Origin of the sequence: Brevibacterium sp. Mu109, assembly GCF_900169375.1 — a bacterium.
GTDB classification, from domain to species: Bacteria; Actinomycetota; Actinomycetes; order Actinomycetales; family Brevibacteriaceae; genus Brevibacterium; species Brevibacterium yomogidense_A.
The window spans coordinates 113,455-134,695 of the sequence record NZ_FXZF01000010.1 but is presented as its reverse complement, the minus strand read 5'-3'; the positions used below and the strand labels follow the sequence as shown (position 1 = coordinate 134,695).

17 protein-coding genes are annotated in these 21,241 nt (G+C 68.4%); 10 read left to right on the top strand and 7 right to left on the bottom strand.

From position 1 onward, the window contains the following. Positions 1 to 354 precede the first annotated feature (354 nt). A complete protein-coding gene (locus BSP109_RS08110) occupies positions 355 to 1,443 on the top strand; it encodes a DNA methyltransferase (RefSeq protein WP_218778594.1) in 1,089 nt (362 codons plus the stop codon). A gap of 261 nt (positions 1,444 to 1,704) precedes the next feature. Here BSP109_RS08110 and BSP109_RS08105 read toward each other — a convergent pair whose 3' ends face one another. Both BSP109_RS08105 and BSP109_RS08100 read right to left on the bottom strand, forming a co-directional pair. Further along, the gene (locus BSP109_RS08105) at positions 1,705 to 3,006 is read right to left on the bottom strand and encodes an MFS transporter (protein WP_087133160.1); all 1,302 of its coding nucleotides are present in this window, start codon (positions 3,004 to 3,006) and stop codon (positions 1,705 to 1,707) included. After that, complete coding sequence (locus BSP109_RS08100; RefSeq protein WP_087133161.1) at positions 3,003 to 6,623, bottom strand: ABC transporter ATP-binding protein; 3,621 nt, start codon at positions 6,621 to 6,623, stop codon at positions 3,003 to 3,005. The genes BSP109_RS08105 and BSP109_RS08100 overlap by 4 nt, the downstream gene beginning before the upstream one ends. Before the next feature lie 104 nt (positions 6,624 to 6,727). Between BSP109_RS08100 and BSP109_RS08095 the strand changes: the two genes are divergently transcribed. From BSP109_RS08095 to BSP109_RS08085, 3 genes are all read left to right on the top strand, one after another. Next, on the top strand, positions 6,728 to 7,432 hold the full coding sequence (locus tag BSP109_RS08095; protein WP_087053547.1) for a TetR/AcrR family transcriptional regulator: 705 nt from the start codon (positions 6,728 to 6,730) through the stop codon (positions 7,430 to 7,432). Positions 7,433 to 7,548: 116 nt separating this feature from the next. Then, the gene (locus BSP109_RS17980) at positions 7,549 to 7,899 is read left to right on the top strand and encodes a helix-turn-helix domain-containing protein (protein ID WP_101599968.1); all 351 of its coding nucleotides are present in this window, start codon (positions 7,549 to 7,551) and stop codon (positions 7,897 to 7,899) included. Between the two features lie 108 nt (positions 7,900 to 8,007). Further along, on the top strand, positions 8,008 to 9,261 hold the full coding sequence (locus BSP109_RS08085; protein WP_101599967.1) for an IS256 family transposase: 1,254 nt from the start codon (positions 8,008 to 8,010) through the stop codon (positions 9,259 to 9,261). A 25-nt stretch (positions 9,262 to 9,286) separates the two neighbouring features. Here BSP109_RS08085 and BSP109_RS08080 read toward each other — a convergent pair whose 3' ends face one another. Further along, entirely contained in the window at positions 9,287 to 9,916 is a 630-nt protein-coding gene (locus tag BSP109_RS08080; protein WP_257944602.1) for an ATP-binding protein, read from the bottom strand. Between the two features lie 234 nt (positions 9,917 to 10,150). Here BSP109_RS08080 and BSP109_RS08075 point away from each other — a divergent pair, with 234 nt between their 5' ends. After that, positions 10,151 to 10,699 carry a TetR/AcrR family transcriptional regulator gene (locus BSP109_RS08075; RefSeq protein ID WP_180959653.1) on the top strand — a complete coding sequence of 183 codons (549 nt, stop codon included), beginning with the start codon at positions 10,151 to 10,153 and terminating at the stop codon, positions 10,697 to 10,699. 79 nt (positions 10,700 to 10,778) lie between these two features. Further along, complete coding sequence (locus tag BSP109_RS08070; protein ID WP_101599965.1) at positions 10,779 to 11,639, top strand: SDR family oxidoreductase; 861 nt, start codon at positions 10,779 to 10,781, stop codon at positions 11,637 to 11,639. Positions 11,640 to 11,754: 115 nt separating this feature from the next. Here the strand turns inward: BSP109_RS08070 and BSP109_RS08065 are convergent, their stop codons facing one another. From BSP109_RS08065 to BSP109_RS08055, 3 genes are all read right to left on the bottom strand, one after another. After that, positions 11,755 to 12,276 carry a carboxymuconolactone decarboxylase family protein gene (locus BSP109_RS08065; RefSeq protein WP_257944601.1) on the bottom strand — a complete coding sequence of 174 codons (522 nt, stop codon included), beginning with the start codon at positions 12,274 to 12,276 and terminating at the stop codon, positions 11,755 to 11,757. A gap of 2 nt (positions 12,277 to 12,278) precedes the next feature. Then, a complete protein-coding gene (locus BSP109_RS08060; RefSeq protein ID WP_101599963.1) occupies positions 12,279 to 12,680 on the bottom strand; it encodes a GNAT family N-acetyltransferase in 402 nt (133 codons plus the stop codon). A gap of 69 nt (positions 12,681 to 12,749) precedes the next feature. Beyond that, positions 12,750 to 13,799, bottom strand: a complete 1,050-nt coding sequence (locus BSP109_RS08055) for a pirin family protein (RefSeq protein WP_101599962.1) — start codon at positions 13,797 to 13,799, stop codon at positions 12,750 to 12,752. A 164-nt stretch (positions 13,800 to 13,963) separates the two neighbouring features. On the opposite strand from BSP109_RS08055, the gene rraA reads away from it, so the two are divergent. From rraA to BSP109_RS08040, 3 genes are read left to right on the top strand one after another with little or no spacing between them, the layout of a single operon-like run. Continuing rightward, positions 13,964 to 14,443 (top strand): ribonuclease E activity regulator RraA, encoded by a 480-nt coding sequence (gene rraA, locus BSP109_RS08050; RefSeq protein WP_101599961.1) that lies wholly within the window; start codon positions 13,964 to 13,966, stop codon positions 14,441 to 14,443. Further along, positions 14,440 to 15,147: an alpha/beta fold hydrolase gene (locus tag BSP109_RS08045; RefSeq protein WP_101599960.1), complete on the top strand. Its 708-nt coding sequence runs from the start codon at positions 14,440 to 14,442 to the stop codon at positions 15,145 to 15,147. The genes rraA and BSP109_RS08045 overlap by 4 nt, the downstream gene beginning before the upstream one ends. After that, on the top strand, positions 15,147 to 18,110 hold the full coding sequence (locus BSP109_RS08040) for a DEAD/DEAH box helicase (RefSeq protein WP_101599959.1): 2,964 nt from the start codon (positions 15,147 to 15,149) through the stop codon (positions 18,108 to 18,110). Before BSP109_RS08045 ends, BSP109_RS08040 begins: the two co-directional genes overlap by 1 nt. A 28-nt stretch (positions 18,111 to 18,138) precedes the next feature. Here the strand turns inward: BSP109_RS08040 and BSP109_RS08035 are convergent, their stop codons facing one another. Beyond that, positions 18,139 to 20,370, bottom strand: coding sequence for an FAD-dependent oxidoreductase (locus BSP109_RS08035; RefSeq protein ID WP_101599958.1), 2,232 nt, complete (start codon positions 20,368 to 20,370; stop codon positions 18,139 to 18,141). Between the two features lie 185 nt (positions 20,371 to 20,555). Here BSP109_RS08035 and BSP109_RS08030 point away from each other — a divergent pair, with 185 nt between their 5' ends. Beyond that, complete coding sequence (locus BSP109_RS08030; protein WP_101599957.1) at positions 20,556 to 21,161, top strand: GntR family transcriptional regulator; 606 nt, start codon at positions 20,556 to 20,558, stop codon at positions 21,159 to 21,161. Positions 21,162 to 21,241: the final 80 nt, after the last annotated feature.

Genomic DNA, 21,241 nt, shown 5'->3' with positions numbered 1-21,241 from the left:
GCACCTGAGAGGTGCCCCTTTCTTGAACGGGAATGTTGACTTCGAACATCATCATTTTCCCAGTTCAGAAGGGGCATTTCCATTTCACGCGCGGCTTGATCCGGCTACTCGCATCGGTGGATCAAGGTTTAGCGTTGATAGCCGATCGTGTGTGGGAGAAAGCTGGCACTGGAAATCAGCGAAGCGCAGGCACCTCGGGGGAGCTCGGACTCGGCCCGCTGGGACTGACTCTCGCCTGGCGTCGACGCTGGGGCTGTGTGGGCTCGGTTTCGTCGGTATGGCCCGTACCTGCTGGGTGACCCTGTTCGTCGCACACGAAGGCGGACAGGCCCCGAACAGCAAGGAGCCCCCGCCATGCCTGACCCCATACCGTCGCCCGCCCCGCGCCTGGCCGAAATTCCCGCGCCCGTCTTCGCCGATGAGCGGGCGACGCTCTACCTCGGTGACACCGTTGAGCTTCTCCCGCTCCTGCCCGAGGCCAGCATCGACGCCCTGGTGACCGACCCGCCGTATGGGCTGAGCTTCAACGGGCAAGCCTGGGACGACGCTTCCGGGTTCCGCGAGTCCCTCCCGCACATCGACATGACTGGGATGAGTGCGCCGGAGGTATTCGAGACCTGGTGCACGGCCTGGGCTGCAGGAGCATTGCACGCACTCAAGCCGGGCGCGTATGTTGCAGCATTCGGTGGTGCACGCACCTGGCATCGCATGGTGCGCGGGATCGAGAATGCAGGGTTCGAGATCCGCGACCAGATCGCATGGTTGCACACAACCGGGATGCCCAAGAGCTTGGACCTCTCGCACACGATCGACAAGCACCACGGCATGCAGCGCGCCGACCGGGTCGTGCAGGCCACGGATCACGACGGGGTGCTCGGCGCAACGCGCACTGTACTGTCGAAAGGCACACCGGTCACCGAGGACGCGACACGGTGGGAAGGGTGGGGCACGGCATTGCGGCCTGCGTTCGAGCCGATCATCATCGCCCGCAAACCACCCGAAGGAAGCGTCGTCCGAAACGTCCTCAGTCACGGTGTCGGCGGGCTCAACATCGACGGCGCCGGGTTCGCTGACGGCCGGTGGCCGACGAACGTCGCATTCGATGCCAGTCAAGCGGATGCGTTGGATGTGTTGACGGGGACATGGCAAGGCGAGTCGCTATCGAGGAAGTTCCCGATCTTCCGCTTCGACCGAAAGCCCTCCGCCGCTGAGCGTCCTCGGGCATTCGGGGTGTCGCACTCAACGGTAAAACCACTGGCGCTGATGCGCTGGCTGGTCACGCTCGTCACCCCACCGCGTGGCATGGTGCTGGAGCCATTTGCCGGATCCGGCACCACGGTGGAGGCCGCAGCTGGAGCGGGGTTTTGTGTGGTCGCGGTAGAGAAGGAAGCAGCGTACGTGCCTCTGGTCCGCTCCCGTCTGGACAGGTCTTCTCGAGCGTGACCGTTGAGTGCCTACCGGGGACCGCCAGCAGCGGTTTGGGGCATAGCTGTCCGCCACGGAGGCATAACGTCGAGTCCGCCGGCCCCTTGCTGAGAGTGTGAGTGTTCCGTGGTGTTGTTTGGCGATGGCATCGACCGAAGCGCCCTCGGTCTGATGCCGCTTCCTTTGGGACTCCGCACCGCGCAGCGTCGGCAGGTCAGCGCCACAGGATCGGTGACTGGTACCGATGTCCTGAAACTGTCGTACTCGTCGCCACCGGCGTCAGCGTTGACGGGTGCCACGAGGTTCTCGGCTGCCAGTCGACGGTGTGGCGTGATGAGTGTTCTGGATGTCGTCGTCGAGTACGCGGCCGATGTTCCATACGACCACCGTGAGTCCGAGTGCGGACAGCACTCCGGCGCCGAGTATGACTGGGACGAATCCGAAGGTGCCCGCGAGTGCGAGGCCGGAGCCGCCGGAGATGACCATGAGGAGTGACGTGATGGTGGTGAAGAGGGTGAAGTCGGTGCCTGCGCTTTCGGGGCGGGTGAGGTCCATCGAGATCGTGTAGATGATCGCGAAGGCGGCTGCGAATGCGGCGTTCGACAGTGCCACGACCAGCAGCACGAGCCATGGCCAGGTCGCACCGAGTGCGATCGGCAGGGTGCCGAAGGTGGCGAGCACCTGTAGTCCGCCCAGCCACAGTAGTGCGGGTCGTCTGCCGATCCGGGCGATGTATACGCCGGCGAGGATGCCGGCTGCGACGCCGGTGAGACTGCCGCCGATCACGACGTACAGGCCGATCGTGGCCTCGTCCCAGCCGTCGGTGACGAGCATGGGGCGTACGAGGTTATAGGCGATGGTGAAGCCCGCACTGTACGCGGGGATGAGTGCGAGACTCCACCATCGCACGCGCCGATCGCCGAAGAACTGGCCGATCGTGCGTAGCGTGACGCGGGGTGCCGGCACGTCGCGTTCATCGGCCTCCTCGCGCCAGCGGAGGACGAAGGGCAACGCGACGAGCGTGCATGCGGCGAGGCAGAGCGCGGCGATCTGCCATCCCGCCGCCTGGTAGACGACGAGTACGACGCCACCGCCGACGACCTGTGCCACTGACGATCCCGCCGATTGGAAGCCGTTGCCCAGGCCGCGCTCGTCTGGCCGAAGGAGTCTTGTCGCGGCGGCGTCGGCGGCGACGTCTTGGGTGGCGGCGACGACGAAGATCACCGCGAACAGCGCGAGCAGGGTCGTGAACTGGGTGGCCGGGTCGAACAGGGCGAGCGAGGCGCATCCTATGGCGAGCAGCGACTGCGTGAGGAGGAGCCAGCCGCGATAGTGTCCGAGCCGTCGTGACCCGAACCGGTCGACGACCGGCGCCCACAGGAACTTGAGCGTGAGTAGTGTTGCGATGCCCGCTGCGGCCCCGATGAGCGCGAGTGGCACGCCACGGGCCTGCGCGATGGTCAGGAACGCGTAGGTGAAGAAGCCCAGGCTCAGGTTCTGGGTGCAGTAGAGCGCGGCGACGAGTGCGAGCCTCCCGCGACGGGACTGGCCACCGGGAATCGGGGGGCGGCTGGTGGTCATGATGCTCCTTGCTGGGCGGCGAGATCCGCGTAGGCCGGGCAGTCGCCCAGCAGTTTGGTGTGGGCGCCGATGCCGGCGATGCGGCCGTGTTCGACCACGACGATGCGGTCAGCGGCGGCGATGGTGGTCAGGCGGTGCGCGATGACGAGCACGGTGCGGCCGGCCACGAGCGAGGACAGTGCTCGCTGGATGCGGTCTTCGGTGCCGGGGTCGACTGCGGCGACGGCCTCATCGAGGATGAGCACCGGCGCGTCCTTCAGCAGGGCTCGGGCGATCGCGAGCCGTTGGCGTTGTCCGCCGGACAGGTCGGTGCCGCCGTCGTGCAGCACGGTGTCGAGGCCGTGGGGCAGCGCCCGGACGACGTCGTCGCACTGCGCGGCCTCGAGCGCGGCCCACAGCTCGTCATCGGTGGCGTACGGGTGTCCGAGTGCGAGGTTGTGGCGCACGGTGTCGTCGAAGAGGTAGACGTCCTGGTGCACGACCGCCACCTGTGCCATGACGCGGTCGCTGCCGAGTTCGGTGACCGGTACGCCGCCGAGCAGCACGTGCCCCGATGGGACGTCCCACAGTCGTGCGGCCAGGTGGGCGATGGTCGACTTGCCCGAGCCCGACGGTCCGACGAGTGCGGTGATCTGCCCAGGCTCGGCTCGGAACGATACACCCGTGAGGGCCGGTTGCGATGCGCCGTCGTATGTGAAGGAGACGTCGCGGAACTCGACCGACCCGTCGGCGGGCTCCGCGGAAAGTTCGGGCTCACTGAGCACGGGAGCGTCCCAGATCTCGCCGATCTTGGCGGCGATCTGCTGCTGGTTGCGCCGGTAGCCGGCGAGCATCATGAGCTCTTGGATGGGCTGGTAGATCGTCAGCGACAGGAACAGGAAGGCCAGCAGGGTGACGGCAGGCACCGCCCCAGTGGCGTACAGACCTGCCCCGACGACGATGAGCACCACTTGCCCGGACTCCACCGCGATCGAGCCGAGCGCCGTCGCGGGCGTGGCCCGTACCGACATGGCCGTGCTGGCGGCGGAGAGCCGTGAGATCGCGGTGTCATAGCGGGCTGCCATCGCCGACCCAGGGTTCCCACGCAGCACAGCGGCGCCGCGGGCCTGGTCGAGCAGTGCGACGGTGGCCTCCTGTCTCGCGGCGTAGAGGTCGGCGAAGGCCCGGTGGTGGATGCGATCGCTCCACACTGTCAGCAGCCAGAACAACGGCAGGCCGATGAGCGCCGCGAGGGCGAGCCGCCAGTCGATGACGAGCAGGATGATCATCGCGTAGACGGGTTGCACGAGCCCGCCGACGATCTGCTGCGGGACGTTCTGGAAGTCGATCATCGCCGTGTCGTTGCCGACGAGCGTGGCGATCCTGCCGTTGTCGACGCGACCGAAGAACCCCAGCGGAACCCGCCGGAGACGTTCGAGCACCGACAGCTGCAGATCGGCCTTGGAGCGGGCCGACAACCGCCACACCAGCGCGTTGGACCAGACGGAGGCGAGCAGGCGCAATACCAGCATGCCGGCGAGCAGCGCCGTGACGGTCCAGACCAGTGACGCGTCGAGGCCGCCGGCCCATCCCTCGCCGATGGCGGCCATGACGATCACGAAGACCGCGATGAGCGGCGCCCCGCGCACGAGCGATTCCGCGATGAGTCGCACGAACCCGCGGCGCCACAGCGTCTGCCAGCTCCGCCCGTACAGGGCCCGCCACTGCCTGGCGAAGCCGAGCCCGCCGATGTGCGCTCGCACGACGGAACGCGCAGCCTGCCCCCACTCGTCCGCGGCGCTGTCCGGGAGGTTCTCGGCGACATTCGTAGCGGGTGCCGGCGCGGGTACCGGTGCGGTCGATGCCTCGAGCCGCCAGCCCGCGGCGTCCCGGTAGGAGTGCCAGAGCTCCCGATACGGGGTACACGTCTCGAGCAACCCCTCGTGGTCGCCGGTCGCGGCGACTACACCCTGGTCGAGATAGGCGATCTGGGCGCTGTGCTGGATGGTGGAGAGCCGGTGGGCGATCGCGATCACGGTACGTCCCGCTATGACTTCATCGAGAGCCTCGAGTGTGTTGCGTTCGGTGGTGGCGTCCAGCGATGCGGTGATCTCGTCGAGCACGAGGATGCGCGCGTCCTTGAGGATCGCCCGGGCGATGGCGATGCGCTGCCGTTCACCGCCGGACAGCACCCCGCCGCCGGCGGGCAGCTCGGTCGCCCACCCCTGGAACAGTGCGGCAGCGACGTCGCCGAGCTGGGCGCGTTCCGCGGCGGCGATCGACTCGGCATCGGTCGCGTCCGGTCTGGCGATGCGGATGTTCTCCAGCAGCGACGCGGCGAAGACATACTCGTCCTGCTGGATGAACGCCACGAGCCCCGCGAGCGACTCTGAGGGGATCTGCCGCACGTCGACCCCGCCGATGCGTACCGCACCGGAATCGACGTCGGAGAATCGCGCCACGAGCCTGGCGAGCGTCGATTTACCGCTGCCGGTCCGGCCGACGAGCGCGAGTGTCTCCCCTTCCCGTGCGGTCAGGCTGATGCCGTCGAGCACCGGCGCGTCCTCGCGGTAGGCGAACCGCACATCGTCGAACTCCACGTCGAAACGCTCGGGGACGACGGGCTCGGCCGGTGCGGGCAGCGGGTCCTCGGCGAGGATCTCGGTGATCGTCCCCGCCGCCAGCTGGATCCTGACGAGGATCGTCGCCAGCGTGCCGACGAGGCCCATGACGGGCGTGAGATACCCGAGCGCCAGCAGCAGGAACAGCACGAGCGTCGCCAGATCCAGCTCACCGGAGGTGAAGCGCAGACCCGCGACGGGGATGAGCAGCGCGACCGTGAGCCCCGTGGCCACGGTCATCGCCGCCACCAGCCACTTCACCGGCCCGGCTGTCGCCGCCGTCTGCAGACGCGCGGCCTCGATGACGGCTGCGCGTGCCTGGTCGTAGCCGGTGTCCGGCCGCAGGTACCCGCGGATGACCTTGATGCCCTGCAGATACCCCATGACGGCCCGGCTGAGCGTGGTCGAGTGCTCGGCGAGAGCGGCGTTGTTGCGCTGCGCGAGCCTCATACCGACCGCGGAGACGACGACGAGCAGCACGAGCGAGGCGAGTGCCACGAGCGCGAGCCTCCAGTCGACGACGAACAATGCGATTGTCGTCGCCACAGGCACCGCCGCAGCGGCGGCGCCGTCGGGAACGCCATGCGCGAGCGCCTCCTCGAGCTGCTCGACGTCGTCGTGCAGCACCTTCTTCAGCTCACCCGTCGACCTCGCCTGCACCCGCCCGAGCGGCAGCACCTGCAGCTTCGCAGCGATGGCACGCCGCAGGTCGCCGAGGATCCGGTACGCGGCGACATGCCCGACGTGGGTGGACAGGCCGTTCGCGATCGCGCGCACGACGAGCGCGACCGCCGTCCACCACGCGATCCAGCCGACCGCTGCGATATCGGCCGACGGTCCGGCGAACAAAGTCACCGTCACCGCATACACCGCGAGATACGGCGCCAGCGAGCACCCGGTACCGACGACGGCGAGCACGGCAGAGGCCACAAGCCCGAGCCGGTGCCCGGCCACGATCGCACCGAGGGTGGTGGGTTCCGCACCGGGCCGGGCACCTGCCTCGCCAGCTCCAGACATCAGGGCATTAGCTCGAGTAAGAGTCACCTAAGTGAGGCTAGAAGCAGCAAGCGCGAAAATCAATAGCCATGTATTTACTGTTCTCGCCAAGCTAGGATCGTGGTGTGTCCACTGAGCGCCGTAGCGACCGGGGGAGAGGGCGCCCCCGTCAGGGTGACATCGTCCTGAGTCGCGACCTCATCGTCGAGACCGCGCTCGCGATCGCAGGTGCAGAAGGCTTCGCCGCGCTCTCCATGCACAGACTCGCTCGCCAGCTCGACGTGACCCCGAGAGCGCTCTACAACCATGTCGCAGACCGGCAGGAAGTGATCGATCTCGCCGCCGCGCGCATGCTGCAGCACACGCCCATGCCGGCCTTCGACCACCCGGATTGGCGCGACGCGCTCCGCGATGCCTACGACAAAGCCCGCCAGGCCTACCGGGCCTACCCGCGCGCCACCCTGATCTCACTGGACGAGACCGTCAGTGCCACGTCGGTCGACCCGCACCGGGTGATCCTTGCCGAACGCCTCCTACAGTTCTTGGTCGACCTCGGGTTGACACTGCCCCAGGCGCTCGTGATACGCAGCGGGTTCCTCTTCGACGTGTTCGCCTTCACGCTGCTGATCGACTACCGCTACGACCGCGGCGACGACGAACTGCGCCGGATGATGAGCCAACCAGTGCCCGAAGCCTGGCTGGACTCCCTCCCCGACGTCGTTGCACCACGGTCACGAGAAGCGTCCGACCTTGACCCCCGCACCAGCGATGAGATGTTCGCCGAGACCATCGCCATGCGAATCGCCACCATCGAGCACCTGCTCGAATGAACCAGGCGCTGCGCCATGTGCCGCAAGCACCCGGGTAGCCCAGCTGTCGACCCCGTCCTTCGGTGTCGATGACGCCGTCCCTTGATTTCGGTAGTCTACTCTCATAATCTGTTGAGGTGAGCCTTACCTCAGAAAGTGGTGGCCGTGCGGCAGGTCGCGCGCGTCGGCCGGGGCGTCCACCCACGATCGATGCGGCGGCCATCGGCGGCGCGGTCGTGACGGTCGGTTTCCGGGAGGTGACGTTCGCTGCGGTGGCGGACCGGCTGGGTGTCGGGCAGGCGACGGTGTATCGGCACGCGGCCAATCGTGACGAGCTGGTGCGTCTCGGGTTGGAAGAGGCGGTGTCTGGTTTCGCCTGGCCGGATCTTACAGGCCGGTGGGACTCATTGTTGCGGCGATGGGCGGTGGCGTCCTGGCGGGCGTGGGAAAAGCATCCCGGTGCGGTGTTCGCGGGTAGAGCCCCATAGAGTGGTGTAACGCACAGAGGCCCGGACACACCCACCCGGATGTAGACGCGGCCACCGTGTGATCCTTCGAGTCAACCTTCCAAGAATCCTCGAATAGGAGTCATCACGATGACCGCTCCTCACATTATCGACCCTGCAGGCCTTCTCGGTGAAGCCCTGTCCGAAGCATCTCCAGACATGATGCGGAGCCTGCTGCAGACCATGATCAACACCCTGCTGTCCGCCGACGCGGATGCCGTCGTCGGTGCCGAGTGGGGCAAGCCCTCCCCGGACCGCACGGCCAGGCGTAACGGCTACCGTCACCGTGACCTCGACACCCGGGTCGGCACGATCGACGTGGCCGTCCCGAAACTACGACAAGGCACGTACTTCCCGGAATGGCTGCTCGAGCGCCGCAAGCGGGCCGAATCGGCGCTGATCACGGTCGTCGCGGACTGCTACCTCGCCGGGGTCTCCACGCGGCGGATGGACAAGCTCGTCAAGACCCTCGGGATCAACGCCTTGTCGAAGTCCCAGGTCTCGAGGATGGCGACTGATCTCGATGAGCAGGTCGAGGCGTTCCGCCACCGCCCCTTGGACGAGGCCGGCCCGTTCACGTTCGTCGCCGCTGACGCGCTGACGATGAAGGTCCGCGAGAACGGACGCGTGGTCAACGCCGTCGCACTGCTGGCCACCGGCGTCAACGGTGACGGCCACCGCGAGGTCCTCGGCCTGCGGGTTGCCACCAGCGAGACCGGGGCGGCGTGGAACGAGTTCTTAGCCGACCTCGGCGCCCGCGGGCTGGCCGGGGTGCGTCTCGTCACCAGTGATGCCCACGCGGGACTGAAAGACGCGATCGCTGCGAACCTGCCCGGCGCGGTCTGGCAGCGCTGCCGGACCCACTACGCGGCGAACCTGATGGGCATCACCCCGAAGTCCATGTGGCCAGCTGTGAAGGCGATGCTGCACAGCGTGTACGACCAGCCCGACGCCGCGGCTGTGGATGCCCAGTTCGACCGGCTCCTGGACTACGTGGTCGAGAAGCTGCCGCAGGTCGCCGAGCACCTCGACGCGGCGCGAGCGGACATCCTGGCCTTCACTACGTTCCCGAAGGACGTCTGGGCCCAGATCTGGTCGAACAACCCCGCAGAGAGGCTCAACCGTGAGATCCGTCGCCGCACCGACGCCGTGGGGATCTTCCCCAACCGAGCCGCGATCGTGCGGCTGGTCGGAGCGGTCCTGGCTGAGCAGACCGATGAGTGGGCCGAAGGCCGTCGGTACCTCGGACTCGAGGTCCTGGCCCGCTGCCGACTCACGTCCGTCGAGACCACCGGAGGCGAGGTGAGCACCGACCCCGACATCCCATTCGAACTCAGCGCCTGAGACCCCTCAACGAGGGATCCAACCGCTACACCACTCCAAGGGACTTGACCAATCCGGCTCCGACGAACGCAACCGGGGCATCCTGCGCGAACGCATACGAAATGGCATCGGTGATCTCGTGTATCTCGTCCAACTGCGACCGATGCACCTCGTCCAGTGTGATCAACAGCCCTGTCTCGTTCTCCGACAAGATGTCGAGGGTGCGCATGAGTTGGTGCCGGAAATCCGGCACCAACGTGTTCGTCGATTCCGTACGGTTCGTAAACCCACCGCCGAAGCCCAGCATGGACACGTTCGCCCCAACCATCTTCGACCTCGACAGGTGGGCTGTATCCAGCTGTTCGAGGACTTCCGGCAGCCGCGCCTCGGTCAGCTGCCGGGAAAAGCCCTTCGACGCAGGGGTGTGAACACTCGTCCACCCCCGTGAGGCTGCGATGTCGTGGTACACGTTCAACATCACGGACTTACCCACGCCACGCTGCCCAGTCACGAACGTGGCGCGGCCTTTCGAACCAGGCCCGTTATCCAACGCATACGCGAAGTCATCGACCTCCTGCTGCCGGCCCACCAGCGCTGGCGGCGTGGACCCGAACGTCGGCGTGAACGGAGATCGCCGGTACTGGTTCCCCGGCGGGGGAGGAATCGTGACCGTCATAAGCCCTCCGCAACTGCATTAGAGACTGTTATATACTGTTATATTGCATCAACGCGGCCGCGTGGAAACGATGATACGTTTCCCGGCCTCTGCCGCCTCGACTCCGACTGACCGGTCCTCACCACACAGGGGGTGTCTCACCGTCGCGGTGAGACACCCCCTGTGTGGTGCGCTGCGGGTCAGCGCTGCTGGACGTGCTCGGGTCCGCGCGAGGGCGCGCATCGGCCGGCGGTCTTGCGTACGTGCGCCTTCGAGTCCAGCGAGTTCGTCGCGAAGTCCGCGGGCGTGAGCGTGGGTCTCCTCTACAAGTACTTCTCCGACAAGGAGCAGATCCTGCTCGCGGCCATCACCCGCGTGCTGGGAGCCTTCCGCGATCGCGTACCGCAGGCCATCGAGGGGATCGACGATCCGGTCGTCCGGGTGACCGAGGCGTTCGCCGAGTTCTGCCGCGCGGTCGACGACCACCGCCATGCGGTCGTGCTGACCTACCGGGAATCGCGGTCGCTGAGCCGCGAGGGCCTGGCGGACATCCAGCGACAGGAGCTCGAGACCCTGGGTCCGCTGGTCGACGCGGTGCGCGGAGCCGCCGATTCCGGCGACCTGCGCGAGGTGCCGCCGGAGCTCTTCGCCTACGACCTCCTGGTGCTCGCACACACGTGGGCTCTCAAGCACTGGTACTTCCATGCACGGGGACTCTCCGTCGACGAGTATGTGGAGCAGCAGGTGCGCACCGTGGTGCTGGGCGCCCTCACCGATGCCGCGCGAAGCCGCGTGGAGCGGTGAGGCTCGCAGCACCGCGCTGACCGGTGACGTGGCCGGAGGGTGAGGCGCCGCACCTGACGGACACTGCGGAAGGACGACCATGACCGGCACACCAGCAGCGGCAAAGACATCAGACCACGATCCGATCGGACACCTGTCTCCCACGATGCTCGAGGGGCACGTCGCGTTCATCACCGGCGGCGGTTCGGGGATCAATCTGGGCATCGCCAGGGCCTTCGCCCGCTGCGGTGCGGCGATCGCGATCTGCGGCCGCACAGAGGAACGACTGGCCGGCGCCGCCGAGGAGCTGCGCGGCATGGGTGCGAAGGTCACCTACAAGGCTGCGGACGTGCGCGATCCCGAGGCGCTCCAGGCATCCGTCGACCATGCGGTCTCAGAGCTGGGCGACATCAGCATCACCGTGGCCGGTGCGGCGGGGAACTTCTTCGCGAAGGCGGAGGAGATGAGCGCCAACGCGTTCCGCACCGTCGTGGACATCGACCTCATGGGCGCGTACCACGCGGCGAGGGCCACCTTCCCGTCCCTGCAGAAGACTCGGGGCTCGATCCTGTTCATCTCTGCCAGCCAGGCGTTCAAGGCGACGAAGTACCAGGCGCACGTGGGCGCCGCGAAGGCCGGCATCGAGATGCTCATGAAGGATCTGGCGGTCGAGTGGGGCGGGCACGGCATCCGCTCGAACTCCCTGGTGCCGGGCCCGGTGGAGGGCACCGAGGGCATGGCTCGCCTGGCGGGCCCGACCGGCGATGACCTGTGGAAGCGTGCGGTACCGCTGGGGCGCTACGCCCAGACGGAGGAGATCGGCGCGATGGCCGCGGTGCTCTCTGGACCCCTTGGCGCGTACGTCACGGGGTCCCAGTACACGGTCGACGGCGGCCTGGGGCTCGTGGGCTCCGGGCACATCTCCGATGCGGTGGAGAAGGCGCTGTTCTCCGAGGGGTGAGGCTCCGCGCGGGCGCTGCGGGAGGCGGCGGCCGGACTGGTGCGGCCACGTGACTGACTTCTGAGGATCGCGCTCCGAGCCCTGCCAGTCCGCCCTCCCGGTCAGCCCCCCGCCGTCACCCCTTCGCGGAGAGTGCCGGGTGGCCGCTCGCGATCGAGACGCGGTTGAACGCGTTGATCATGACCGCGGTCCATTCCACTGCGGCGATCTGCTCCGTCGAGAGGTGCTGCGCCGCCTGCGCGACGACCGCATCCCGATCCTGGCTCGTGTCGATGACCGTGAGGGACTCCGCGATCAGGAGCGCGGCCCGCTGCGCACCCGAATACATCGTCATCGCGTCGCGCCATGCCGGCAGGAGGTCCAGCTGCTGCTGCGTCACACCGGCGTCGCGCGCACGTGGAGCGTGCAGGCTCAGGCACGTGAGGCACCCGTTGATCTGGGACACGCGCATGTTGATGAGCTCGATCGTGTCATCGCCCATTCCCACCCCGTGCGAGGCGGTGCGCGAGGCCGTCGACGCCTTCACCAGCGCCTTCTGGACGGACGGATGCTCCTTGTCGATGAAGGGCCGGCGCTTCGGGGCTGTCCCGTCAGCCGTCGCGTCCGTGCCCGTCGCCGAATTCTGCGCAGTCGTCACTCTCATTCCCCCTGCGCCGCAGCACGCGCAGCATCGACGTCGGCGTGCACGGGAGTCCGGAGCTTCCCGCCCTGCTGGGCGTACGACTCCTCGTTCTTCTCGAGCCAGCCCTTCACGAACGGGCACAGAGGCACGACGGTCACGCCGCGCTCCGCGACATCCGCCATCGCCTGGCCGACAAGGATTCCACCCAGCCCGCGGCCGCCGAGTGCTTCGTCGACCTCGGTGTGGAAGAAGATCCACTCCTCGGCTCCGCCGGGTCCCTCAGTAGCCGAGGCCGGTGTGAAGAAGGTCCGCCCCGCCACCTCGCCGGTGTCGAGGGTGAGGGCGTACGCGCGCCGCTGTCCGTCGAACGTCACCGAGACGGCTGCGCCGGTCTTGTCTGTGAGCTGCTTGTCAGTCATGTTCCGCTCCTTGTGCGATCGGGAGGTGGGTGGTGGATGAGTACTGGTCCGCCGAGCCTCGTGTCCGCGTCAGTCGGTCGACTGGACGTGGGGCGGTGGGTTCCTCCGAGCGCGCATGCGCACGTTCGGAAGGGCGGGGGCGGGCAGGCGTGAGCGGCCGTCCGGATCGCGGCCGGGCCCGCCGTGGCCCACATAGCCCTCGACCTGCCCGAACCTGTCGTCCTCCGCCTGCCACTGCTCGCGGTAGAGCGCGATCTCATCCGAGTCGCGGCCGATGAAGTTCCACCACATGACGATCTCCTCACCGAACGGCTCCCCGCCGATGAAGATGAGCCGTGCGGGGGTGCTCCCGGTGTTCGCGATCCGCAGGCGTTCGCTGCCGATCCCCGTGTATCCGAGGGTGCCGGGCGTGATCTCGACGCCCTCGAGCGTGACGTCACCGGAGTCCACGAGCAGCCCGTGCTCGAATGCCGCATCGACCGGCAGATCGAGCACCGTCCCGGGATCCAGGCGGATCTCCGCTCCGACCAGCGGTGAATAGACGCTGACCGGCGATTCCTCGCCCAGCAGCGAGCCGATGAAGACGAGTGCGGTGCCGCCGTCCAGCGTGACCGGCTGCGGTTCGAAGTGCTCGAAGTCCCGCCCCAGGGTGTTCCGGACGGCATCCGGCAGCGCGAGCCACAGCTGCACGCCGTGGAGCATCGTCGTCTCATCTGTCGATGTCTCCGAATGGCAGATGCCCGTGCTTGCGGTCATGAGGTTGATCTCGCCGGGCACCACGGTGCCCACGCCGCCGCCGGAGTCGATGTGCGCGACAGCCCCCTCGAACAGCCAGCTCACCGTCTGCAGCCCGGTGTGGGGGTGCGGGGCGACGTCCATGCCGCCCGTGTCGCGGACATCGGTGGGACCGAAGTGGTCGACGAAGCACCACGCGCCGATCAGCGAGCGCTGCCGCTGGGGCAGTGTCCTGCGCACCAGCATGGCGCGCGGGCCTCCCAGTGGGACCTCACGAGAGGTGATCAGCTCGACGGGGACACCGTCGGCACAGGCGGAATCCGGGCCGGGCAGACCCTCACTCCGGCACAGGACCTCGGCGGGATGGGCTTCGACGTTGCTCACAGCAGCCTCCTGGGTAGCGCTTCTCCACTGATCATATAGTTAAAAACTAAACTATCAAGTGTGCGGCGGACACGGGGCGTGGACAGGACCTCTCCCCTCCATGATTCCATGCATGAGCATGACCGGGGTCACCTCATCGCGCGGCTGATCGGTACCCTGGATGGATGGAGAACGAGCAGAGCATCAGCACGGCAGACCTGTTCGACGAGCGGGGCGATGCGCTCGATTCGTGCGCTCTGCAGTTCCAGGATCTGGGCGCACGACGGGCCTTCGCCGGCCCCATCCGGACCATCCGGTGCTTCCGCGACAATGCCCTCGTGAAGTCGCTGCTCGCGACACCGGGCGACGGCGCGGTGCTGGTCATCGACGGCAGAGGCTCGCTCGAGTCCGCGCTCATGGGAGACCTGATCGCGGCCTCGGCGGTGGAGAACGGCTGGGCCGGCGTCGTCATCCACGGCGCCGTCCGGGACCGGACGGCGCTGCAGGAGCTCGACCTCGGGATCAAGGCGCTCGGATCCAACCCGCGGAAGTCCGCGAAGGACGGAGTCGGTGAGCAGGACGTGCCGGTCGAGTTCGGCGGCGTGACGTTCACGCCCGGGAAGACGCTGTGGGCGGACGAAGACGGGATCCTGATCGAGCCGTGACCGCAGACGACCTCGTCACCGTCTTCATCCCGGGCACCCACGTGAGCCCGGACATGTTCGCGGATGTGCCCGTGCCGCTGGGGAGCGGCGCGGTCGGCGCGGCCTGGATGGAGAACGCCCAGCCGTGCACCCTCCTCAACGCCGCGGCGCACGCGGTGGGACTCGCCGGTGGTGACCCGTGCGTGCTGGTCGGCCACTCGACGGGAGGGGCGATCGCGGCGACCGCGGCCTTCGCCTTCCCGGAGCAGGTGCAGGGGCTCCTCCTCATCGATTCGGGGCCGGATATGCGCGGGCACGCGACCGTCGCGGACATGCTCGACGAGCTCGCTGACCCGGTGCCGGACGAGGTGCTCATCCGCCATGCCCGGCGCAATGTCCCCCACGGCAGCCCGGAGGAGTGGATCGACGCGATGGTCGCCTACGCCCGCCGTGTGGGTGGAGCGCCTGCGGCCGAGGTCCTGGCCGATCAGGCGGCGACCGATCTCCGCACGCGCGGGACCTTTCCGCGCCTGCCGGTCGAGGTGCTGCACGGCGGCCTCGACCCCAAGCGCTCCCCGGACGACGCGGCGGCGTGGCGGGACGTGTTCCCCGCAGCGCGTGTCGTCGTGGACCAGTCCGTCGGCCACACCCCGCCGCTGGAGGACCCTGTCATCGTCGGCGCGGCGCTGGAGCGCCTGGTGGAGCGGGTGCGGTCGGCGACCTGATGCGCGAACCCGAATGGAAGCGCCTGCTGGCGCCCCTCAACCGCGCTGCGACCCATGATGAGCCGGTCACCCGCTATGCCCTGTCGTTCGAGCTCTTCGCCGACGACGCGCGCGGATGGTTCTACTCCTCCACCCTGGAAGCGCTCGACCGAGCCCGGCTCGAGGCCGGCGACCCGTGGTTCGTCGGTGTCCGGCCGCTCGAGGAGGGTGCACGGCCCGGGACCTTCCGCCGCGGAGGCCTCACGTGGCGGTCCTTCGCCCAGCACGGCCGCGGCCCCGATGCTCCGGTGCGCGCGCTCCTCGACCAGATCAACAGGCTCTCCCGCGATGACCGCAACCTGAACCCGGGCGATGCCGGCGTGCTCCGTCTGGACCGCTACCCCAGCCCACTCCTGTGGACACTGCTCGATCGCCTCACCTCCGCCGGTGTCGCGCTGGTGGGCGGCGGGCTCGTCACCCGCGTCACCAGGGGAGACTCTGCGATCAAGCGGTTCGACCTTCGCCGTGACGCCCGCAACCGGATCCACGTCGAACCGGAGCTGGCGATCGATGACCGACCCGTCAGCGCATTCAGCCTGGTGGGCACTCACGGCTTCGCGGGCCTGCACGGAGAGCTGACGAACCCCGGCGCGGACCTGGAATTGGTGCTCGCGCCCGTCGACCGCCCCATCCCGGCCCACGAGGTCGACCTCATGCGCAGGCACGAACCGTTGATCGTGGACGCCCAGGACGCGGAGGAGTTCACACATGAGTTCTTCCCGGTCCTCCGCTCGGTCGCGCCTGTCACCAGCACCGATGAGACAGTCGAGCTGCCAGAGGTGCAGCCTCCGCGACTCGCACTGCTCGTGGTCTTCGGTGAGGGTGACGAGGCGGAGCTCCACTGGTCCTGGGCCTACTCCGGGCCTCGCCGGGAGTACCCGATCGTCCCCGTTACCACTGCTGGCCGGGACACCGCCGCCGAGGCAGTGGTCCGTGACCGTGTGGCCGCGCTCTGGCCCGGTGCTGGCACTGCGGAGCGGGAGGACCTGATTGGCGTGGACACCGCCGCATTCACCGTTCGGGTGCTGCCGCGTCTCGAGGAGCTGGACTGCGTCCGCGTCGAGGTGAGCGGCGTCCGGCCGGACTATCGCGAGCTGACGGAGCCGCCCACCGTTCGGGTGACCAGCGAGGAGACGGAGTCGCGGGACTGGTTCGATCTGGGCTTCGAGGTGAAGGTTGCCGGGCGCACGATCCCATTCGCCACGCTCTTCCGAGCTCTGGCGCAGGGGAGGAAGAAGATCTTGCTGCCGGACCGGTCCTTCCTCGCACTCGACCACCCAGCCTTCGACCGGCTCAAGGAGCTCATCTCCCGCGCCGAGGAGCTGGGGGAGTGGGACCCCCGTGCACCGAAGATCTCCCGTTTCCAGGTGAGCCTGTGGGAGGACTTCGTCGACGCCGCGGATTCGTCTGCCGAGGCCATCGCCTGGCGGCAGACGGTGGGCGCCCTGCGCGACCTTGCGGAGATCCCGCAGCCCGATCCGCCCGCCGGCCTCGCCGCCCGGCTGCGCGGATACCAGGTCGAGGGGTACACGTGGCTGAGTCTCCTCTACGACCTCGGACTGGGCGGCATCCTCGCCGACGACATGGGGCTCGGCAAGACGGTCCAGGCGCTCGCCCTCATCGTGCGGGCGCGTGAGGCGGACGAATCACGTGCCCCGTTCCTCGTCGTGGCTCCGGCCTCGGTCGTGGGTGTGTGGAAGGGGGAAGCAGCCCGGTTCGCACCGGGACTGGACGTCAGGGTGATCGAAGCGACCCGCACGGCGCGGAAGACGATGCTCGCGGACGAGGTGCGGGGCGCCGACGTCGTCGTGACCTCGTACGCACGGCTGCGGCTGGACGCCGACGACTACGCCGAGCTGCCCTGGACCGGACTCATCATCGACGAGGCGCAGTTCGCGAAGAACCGCTCGACGCAGGTCTATGACGCGCTCGTCCGTGTCCGTGCACCTTTCCGCCTGGCGATCACAGGGACACCGGTGGAGAACTCGCTCGATGACCTGTGGGCGCTGCTGTCGCTCACGGCACCGGGACTGTTCCCGTCGCCCGTCGCGTTCCGGGAGAACTTCACCAAGCCGATCGGGAACGGCACCGCACCGCACCGGCTCGCGCTGATCAAGCGCAGGATCCGCCCGTTCGTGCTGCGCCGGACGAAGGAGCAGGTGGTCGAGGAGCTGCCGCCCAAGCAGGAGCAGGTGCGCACCGTGCAGCTGCTGCCCGAGCACCGGAAGGTGTACGACGCGGTGCTGCAGCGGGAGCGCAAGAAGGTCCTGGGGCTGCTGGACGACGTGCGCGAACCCGGGATGGATCGCGGCCGCTTCATCGTCTTCCGCTCACTCACACTGCTGAGGATGCTCGCGCTGGACCCATCGATCGTCGATGACGGTCAGTACGCGGGCGTCATGTCCTCGAAGCTCCACGCGCTGATGGAGGACCTCGAGCGTGTGCTCGGGGAGCGGCACCGGGTGCTGGTGTTCAGCCAGTTCACGTCGTTCCTCGACCGGATCGGGGAAGCGCTCACGGAGCGCGGTGTCGCATACTCCCGCCTGGATGGGACGACGAGACGGCGTGACGACGTGATCCGGGGCTTCCGGGAGGGGGAGGCGGGGGTGTTCCTGCTGAGCCTCAAGGCGGGCGGCTTCGGCGTCACCCTCACTGAAGCGGACTACGTCTTCCTCATGGATCCCTGGTGGAACCCTGCCGCGGAGGAGCAGGCGATCGACCGCGTGCACCGGATCGGCCAGGACTCCTCCGTCATGGTCTACCGCATGGTCGCGGCAGGCACGACCGAGGAGAAGGTGGTCGACCTCCAGCAGCGCAAGACCGCCCTGACGGATGCGCTGTGGGACGACGGCGACGGAATCCGGGAGGGAGCGTTCTCCCGCGCGCTCACGGCCGACGACGTCCGGGGGCTGCTGGACGTGTGAGGGTTCTGGACACCAGCTCCGCCACCCCTCAGATCAGCAGCGACAGGCGGAGCGCGTCGAGGACCGCCGCGTGGACGCTGCGGCTGGTCGTCGCATCGCCGATTCGGAACAGTTCGTACCCCGCCGCGTCCGGGGCGATCCCTGGGCGCAGCAGACTCACCCCGGTGTGCGAGGACGCATCGGCAGCAGGGCGGATGCGACCGGCCGCTTCGGTCCCCGGCCTGGGGCCTTCGCCGGCAGGTCCGCCGGAGCCGGCCCCGACGAGGACCTTCTCTTCGGCCTGGGCCTCCGCTGCCGCCGTGACCTCCGTGCTCGCCTGCGCGCGCAGGGTGCCCAGCGGATCGACGAACGCGTCGTAGTCGATCGCCCCGCCGTTGAGGGAGCCCTCCCTCAGCGCCAGGTAGAGCTCGTCGTTGGGGAGGGTCCCGTTGTCGACGACCACCGCGTCGACGTCGACGGTGGTGCCCGTGTCCGCGTACTCATTCCTCAGGGTGGCGCGCAGCCCGTCGTCGGTCTCCTCGACCGCGATGAGTCGTTCCGTCAGGCGCGACTGCACGCCGTGCTCGGCCATCATGCGCAGATACGCGGGGGAGTTCATCGCCCCGACCTCCACCGCGATGGTGCGCTCCGGCGATGCGTAGACGACCTCGGCGCCGCCGCGTGCCAGCCGTTCGACCGCGTCGAGGGCCGGGTAGGAGCCGTTGTCGTCGTAGACGAGCACCCGCTGACCGGCGACGACCGGGGACGTCATGACGTCCCAGACATCGAGCACGTGCTCCTCTCCCTCGCAGATCTCTGTGTTCGGCACGCCGCCGGTCGCGACGATGACCACGTCCGGTTCCAGCTCCATGACGGTGTCCTCGTCCGCGAGCACGTTGAACCGCACGTCCGCACCGTTCTTGCGCACCTGCTGCAGCCGCCAGTCGACGATGCCGATGAGGTCGCGGCGACGTTCGGACCGGGCGGCGATCGCGACCTGACCGCCGTGGCGATCGGAGGCCTCCAGCAGCGTGACGTCATGCCCGCGCATCGCGCACACCCGGGCGGCCTCGAGCCCGGCGGGGCCGGCTCCGACGATGACGACGCGCCGCGAGCGCCGTGCGAGTCCCAGGGTGCGGATCCGCTGCGGCAGCGTCTCCTCCCTCCCAGTCGCGGGATTGTGGATGCAGTGGGCGGAGCCGGACACGTAGATCGCGTCGAGGCAGGCGTTCGCTCCCACGCAGGGGCGGATGTCGTCCTCCTCCCCGGCAGCCATCTTCTCCACGAGGTACGGATCCGCGATCTGCGCGCGGGTCATGCCGATGAGGTCGACGCACCCGTCGTCCACCGCGTGGCGCGCCGTGGGGACGTCCGCGATGCGGGTGGCGTGGAGGACCGGGATGGACACCGCAGCTCGCACCGTGCGGCAGAGTTCGAGGAAGGGAGCCGAGGGGGTGCCCATGCCGGGGATCGACTCCGCGAGGGCGCGGTCGCTCTCGATGCGCCCGCCGGTGATGGAGACGAACTCGACGCCGTGCTCGATGTAGCGCTGGAGGATCGCGATCGCGTCGTCGCTGTCCAGCCCGTCCTCTCGCAGCTGGTCCATGCTCATCCGCACGCCCACGACGAAGTCGTCCGGCACCGCGGCTCGCACCGCGTCGAGGAGGCGCAGGGGGAAGCGCAGGCGGTTCTCGAGCGGTCCGCCGTACTCGTCTTCGCGGTGGTTGAGCCACGGGGAGACGAAGGAGTCCATGAGGTGGCCCCAGTGCTGCAGTTCGAGGCCGTCCAGGCCGCCGTCGGCCACCCGCCGCGCCGCCTCCGCGTAGTCGGCGATGATGCGGTCGATGTCCCAGTCCTCGGCCTCCTTCGCGAAGGCGCGGTGGGCGGGCTCGCGATACCGGCTCGCAGATACGAGAGGCAGCCAGTCGCCGGTGAAGTTCGAGGACCGGGCGCCCAGATGGGTCACCTGGATCATGACCTTGGTGCCGAGGTCATGTACCTCGTCGGTGAGCTTCCGCAACCACGGGACGACGTCGTCTGTGCTCAGGTCGATGTTGCCGAACGCGGCGGGGGAGTCGCGGGAGACGATGGCGGAACCGCCGATCATCGTGAGTCCCACACCGCCGCGGGCCTTCTCCACGTGGTAGCTGCGGTAGCGGTCTGCGGGCATGCCGCCGTCGGTGTAGGCGGGTTCGTGTGAGGTCGAGACGACCCTGTTGCGCAGGCGGACGGAGCCGATGGAGAACGGCGTGAGCAGCGGGTCCGAGGCGGGGGATGACATGAGGGGGAACCTCCGGCGCATCGCGGTGTCGGATCGCCGCGTTGCGATCCGGGTACTCGGTAATCGATTACCGAGTACCTGTACTGTAGTGACCTGGACCACAGGTGCACAAGGGGTGCGCACGAGATGGGTGCGGCGGTGCACAGCGGTGCGCACGAGCTGCTCACGAACCGGAGGTGACGAGGATGTCGCTGCGAGAGACAGCGCTCGAGGAGATCCGCTCCGCGATTGCGGTGGGGGACCTCGGCGAGGACCGCATCTTCTCCGCCGCGGGGCTGGCGAAGACCCTGGGCATGTCCCTGAGCCCGGTGCGGGAGGCGATGATGTCACTCGTGTCGGACGGCACGGTTGAGGCAGTGCCCAACCGCGGGTACCGGCTGGTCCCCGTCACCCACGCGGATCTCGACGAGATCCTGCGCCTGCGTCTCCTGCTCGCGGGGCCGGCGGTGCGTGCGTTGTGCGAGGCGCGGGATGAGGGCACACTGGCGGACCTCCGCGCCGCTGCGACAGACGCCACCACCGCTGCCGAGGCCGAGGACCGGAAGTCGTTCTTCGCCGCCGACCGCCGGTTCCACTTCCTGGTCCTGAGCAGGGGGCTGGGGGAGAAGGCGGCCTCGATCGGGTTGCGCCTGAGGGATCAGAGCCGCGTCGCGCACGACGAGGAGAAACCGCAGGAGGCCGACAGGGAGAGTGCGGCGCAGCTGCACGGGCTAGTCGACCTCATGGAAGCGGGTGATGCGGAGGCTGCGATCGAACTGGTGGACGACAATCTGCGGTACTTCGTGGCGTGAGTGGCTTCCTGACGTGAGCGCAGGTGCCGCGGGCAGAGCGGCGCGGCGTTCGGTCGGCCGGCCGCCTCTGCGTGGGCACC

Coding starts and splice junctions, on each gene's coding strand:
- BSP109_RS08110 (WP_218778594.1), top strand. CDS start 355: ATGCCTGACCCCATACCGTCGCCCGCCCCGCGCCTGGCCGAAATTCCC.
- BSP109_RS08105 (WP_087133160.1), bottom strand. CDS start 3,006: ATGACCACCAGCCGCCCCCCGATTCCCGGTGGCCAGTCCCGTCGCGGG.
- BSP109_RS08100 (WP_087133161.1), bottom strand. CDS start 6,623: ATGTCTGGAGCTGGCGAGGCAGGTGCCCGGCCCGGTGCGGAACCCACC.
- BSP109_RS08085 (WP_101599967.1), top strand. CDS start 8,008: ATGACCGCTCCTCACATTATCGACCCTGCAGGCCTTCTCGGTGAAGCC.
- BSP109_RS08080 (WP_257944602.1), bottom strand. CDS start 9,916: ATGACGGTCACGATTCCTCCCCCGCCGGGGAACCAGTACCGGCGATCT.
- BSP109_RS08070 (WP_101599965.1), top strand. CDS start 10,779: ATGACCGGCACACCAGCAGCGGCAAAGACATCAGACCACGATCCGATC.
- BSP109_RS08060 (WP_101599963.1), bottom strand. CDS start 12,680: ATGACTGACAAGCAGCTCACAGACAAGACCGGCGCAGCCGTCTCGGTG.
- rraA (WP_101599961.1), top strand. CDS start 13,964: ATGGAGAACGAGCAGAGCATCAGCACGGCAGACCTGTTCGACGAGCGG.
- BSP109_RS08040 (WP_101599959.1), top strand. CDS start 15,147: ATGCGCGAACCCGAATGGAAGCGCCTGCTGGCGCCCCTCAACCGCGCT.
- BSP109_RS08035 (WP_101599958.1), bottom strand. CDS start 20,370: ATGTCATCCCCCGCCTCGGACCCGCTGCTCACGCCGTTCTCCATCGGC.
- BSP109_RS08030 (WP_101599957.1), top strand. CDS start 20,556: ATGTCGCTGCGAGAGACAGCGCTCGAGGAGATCCGCTCCGCGATTGCG.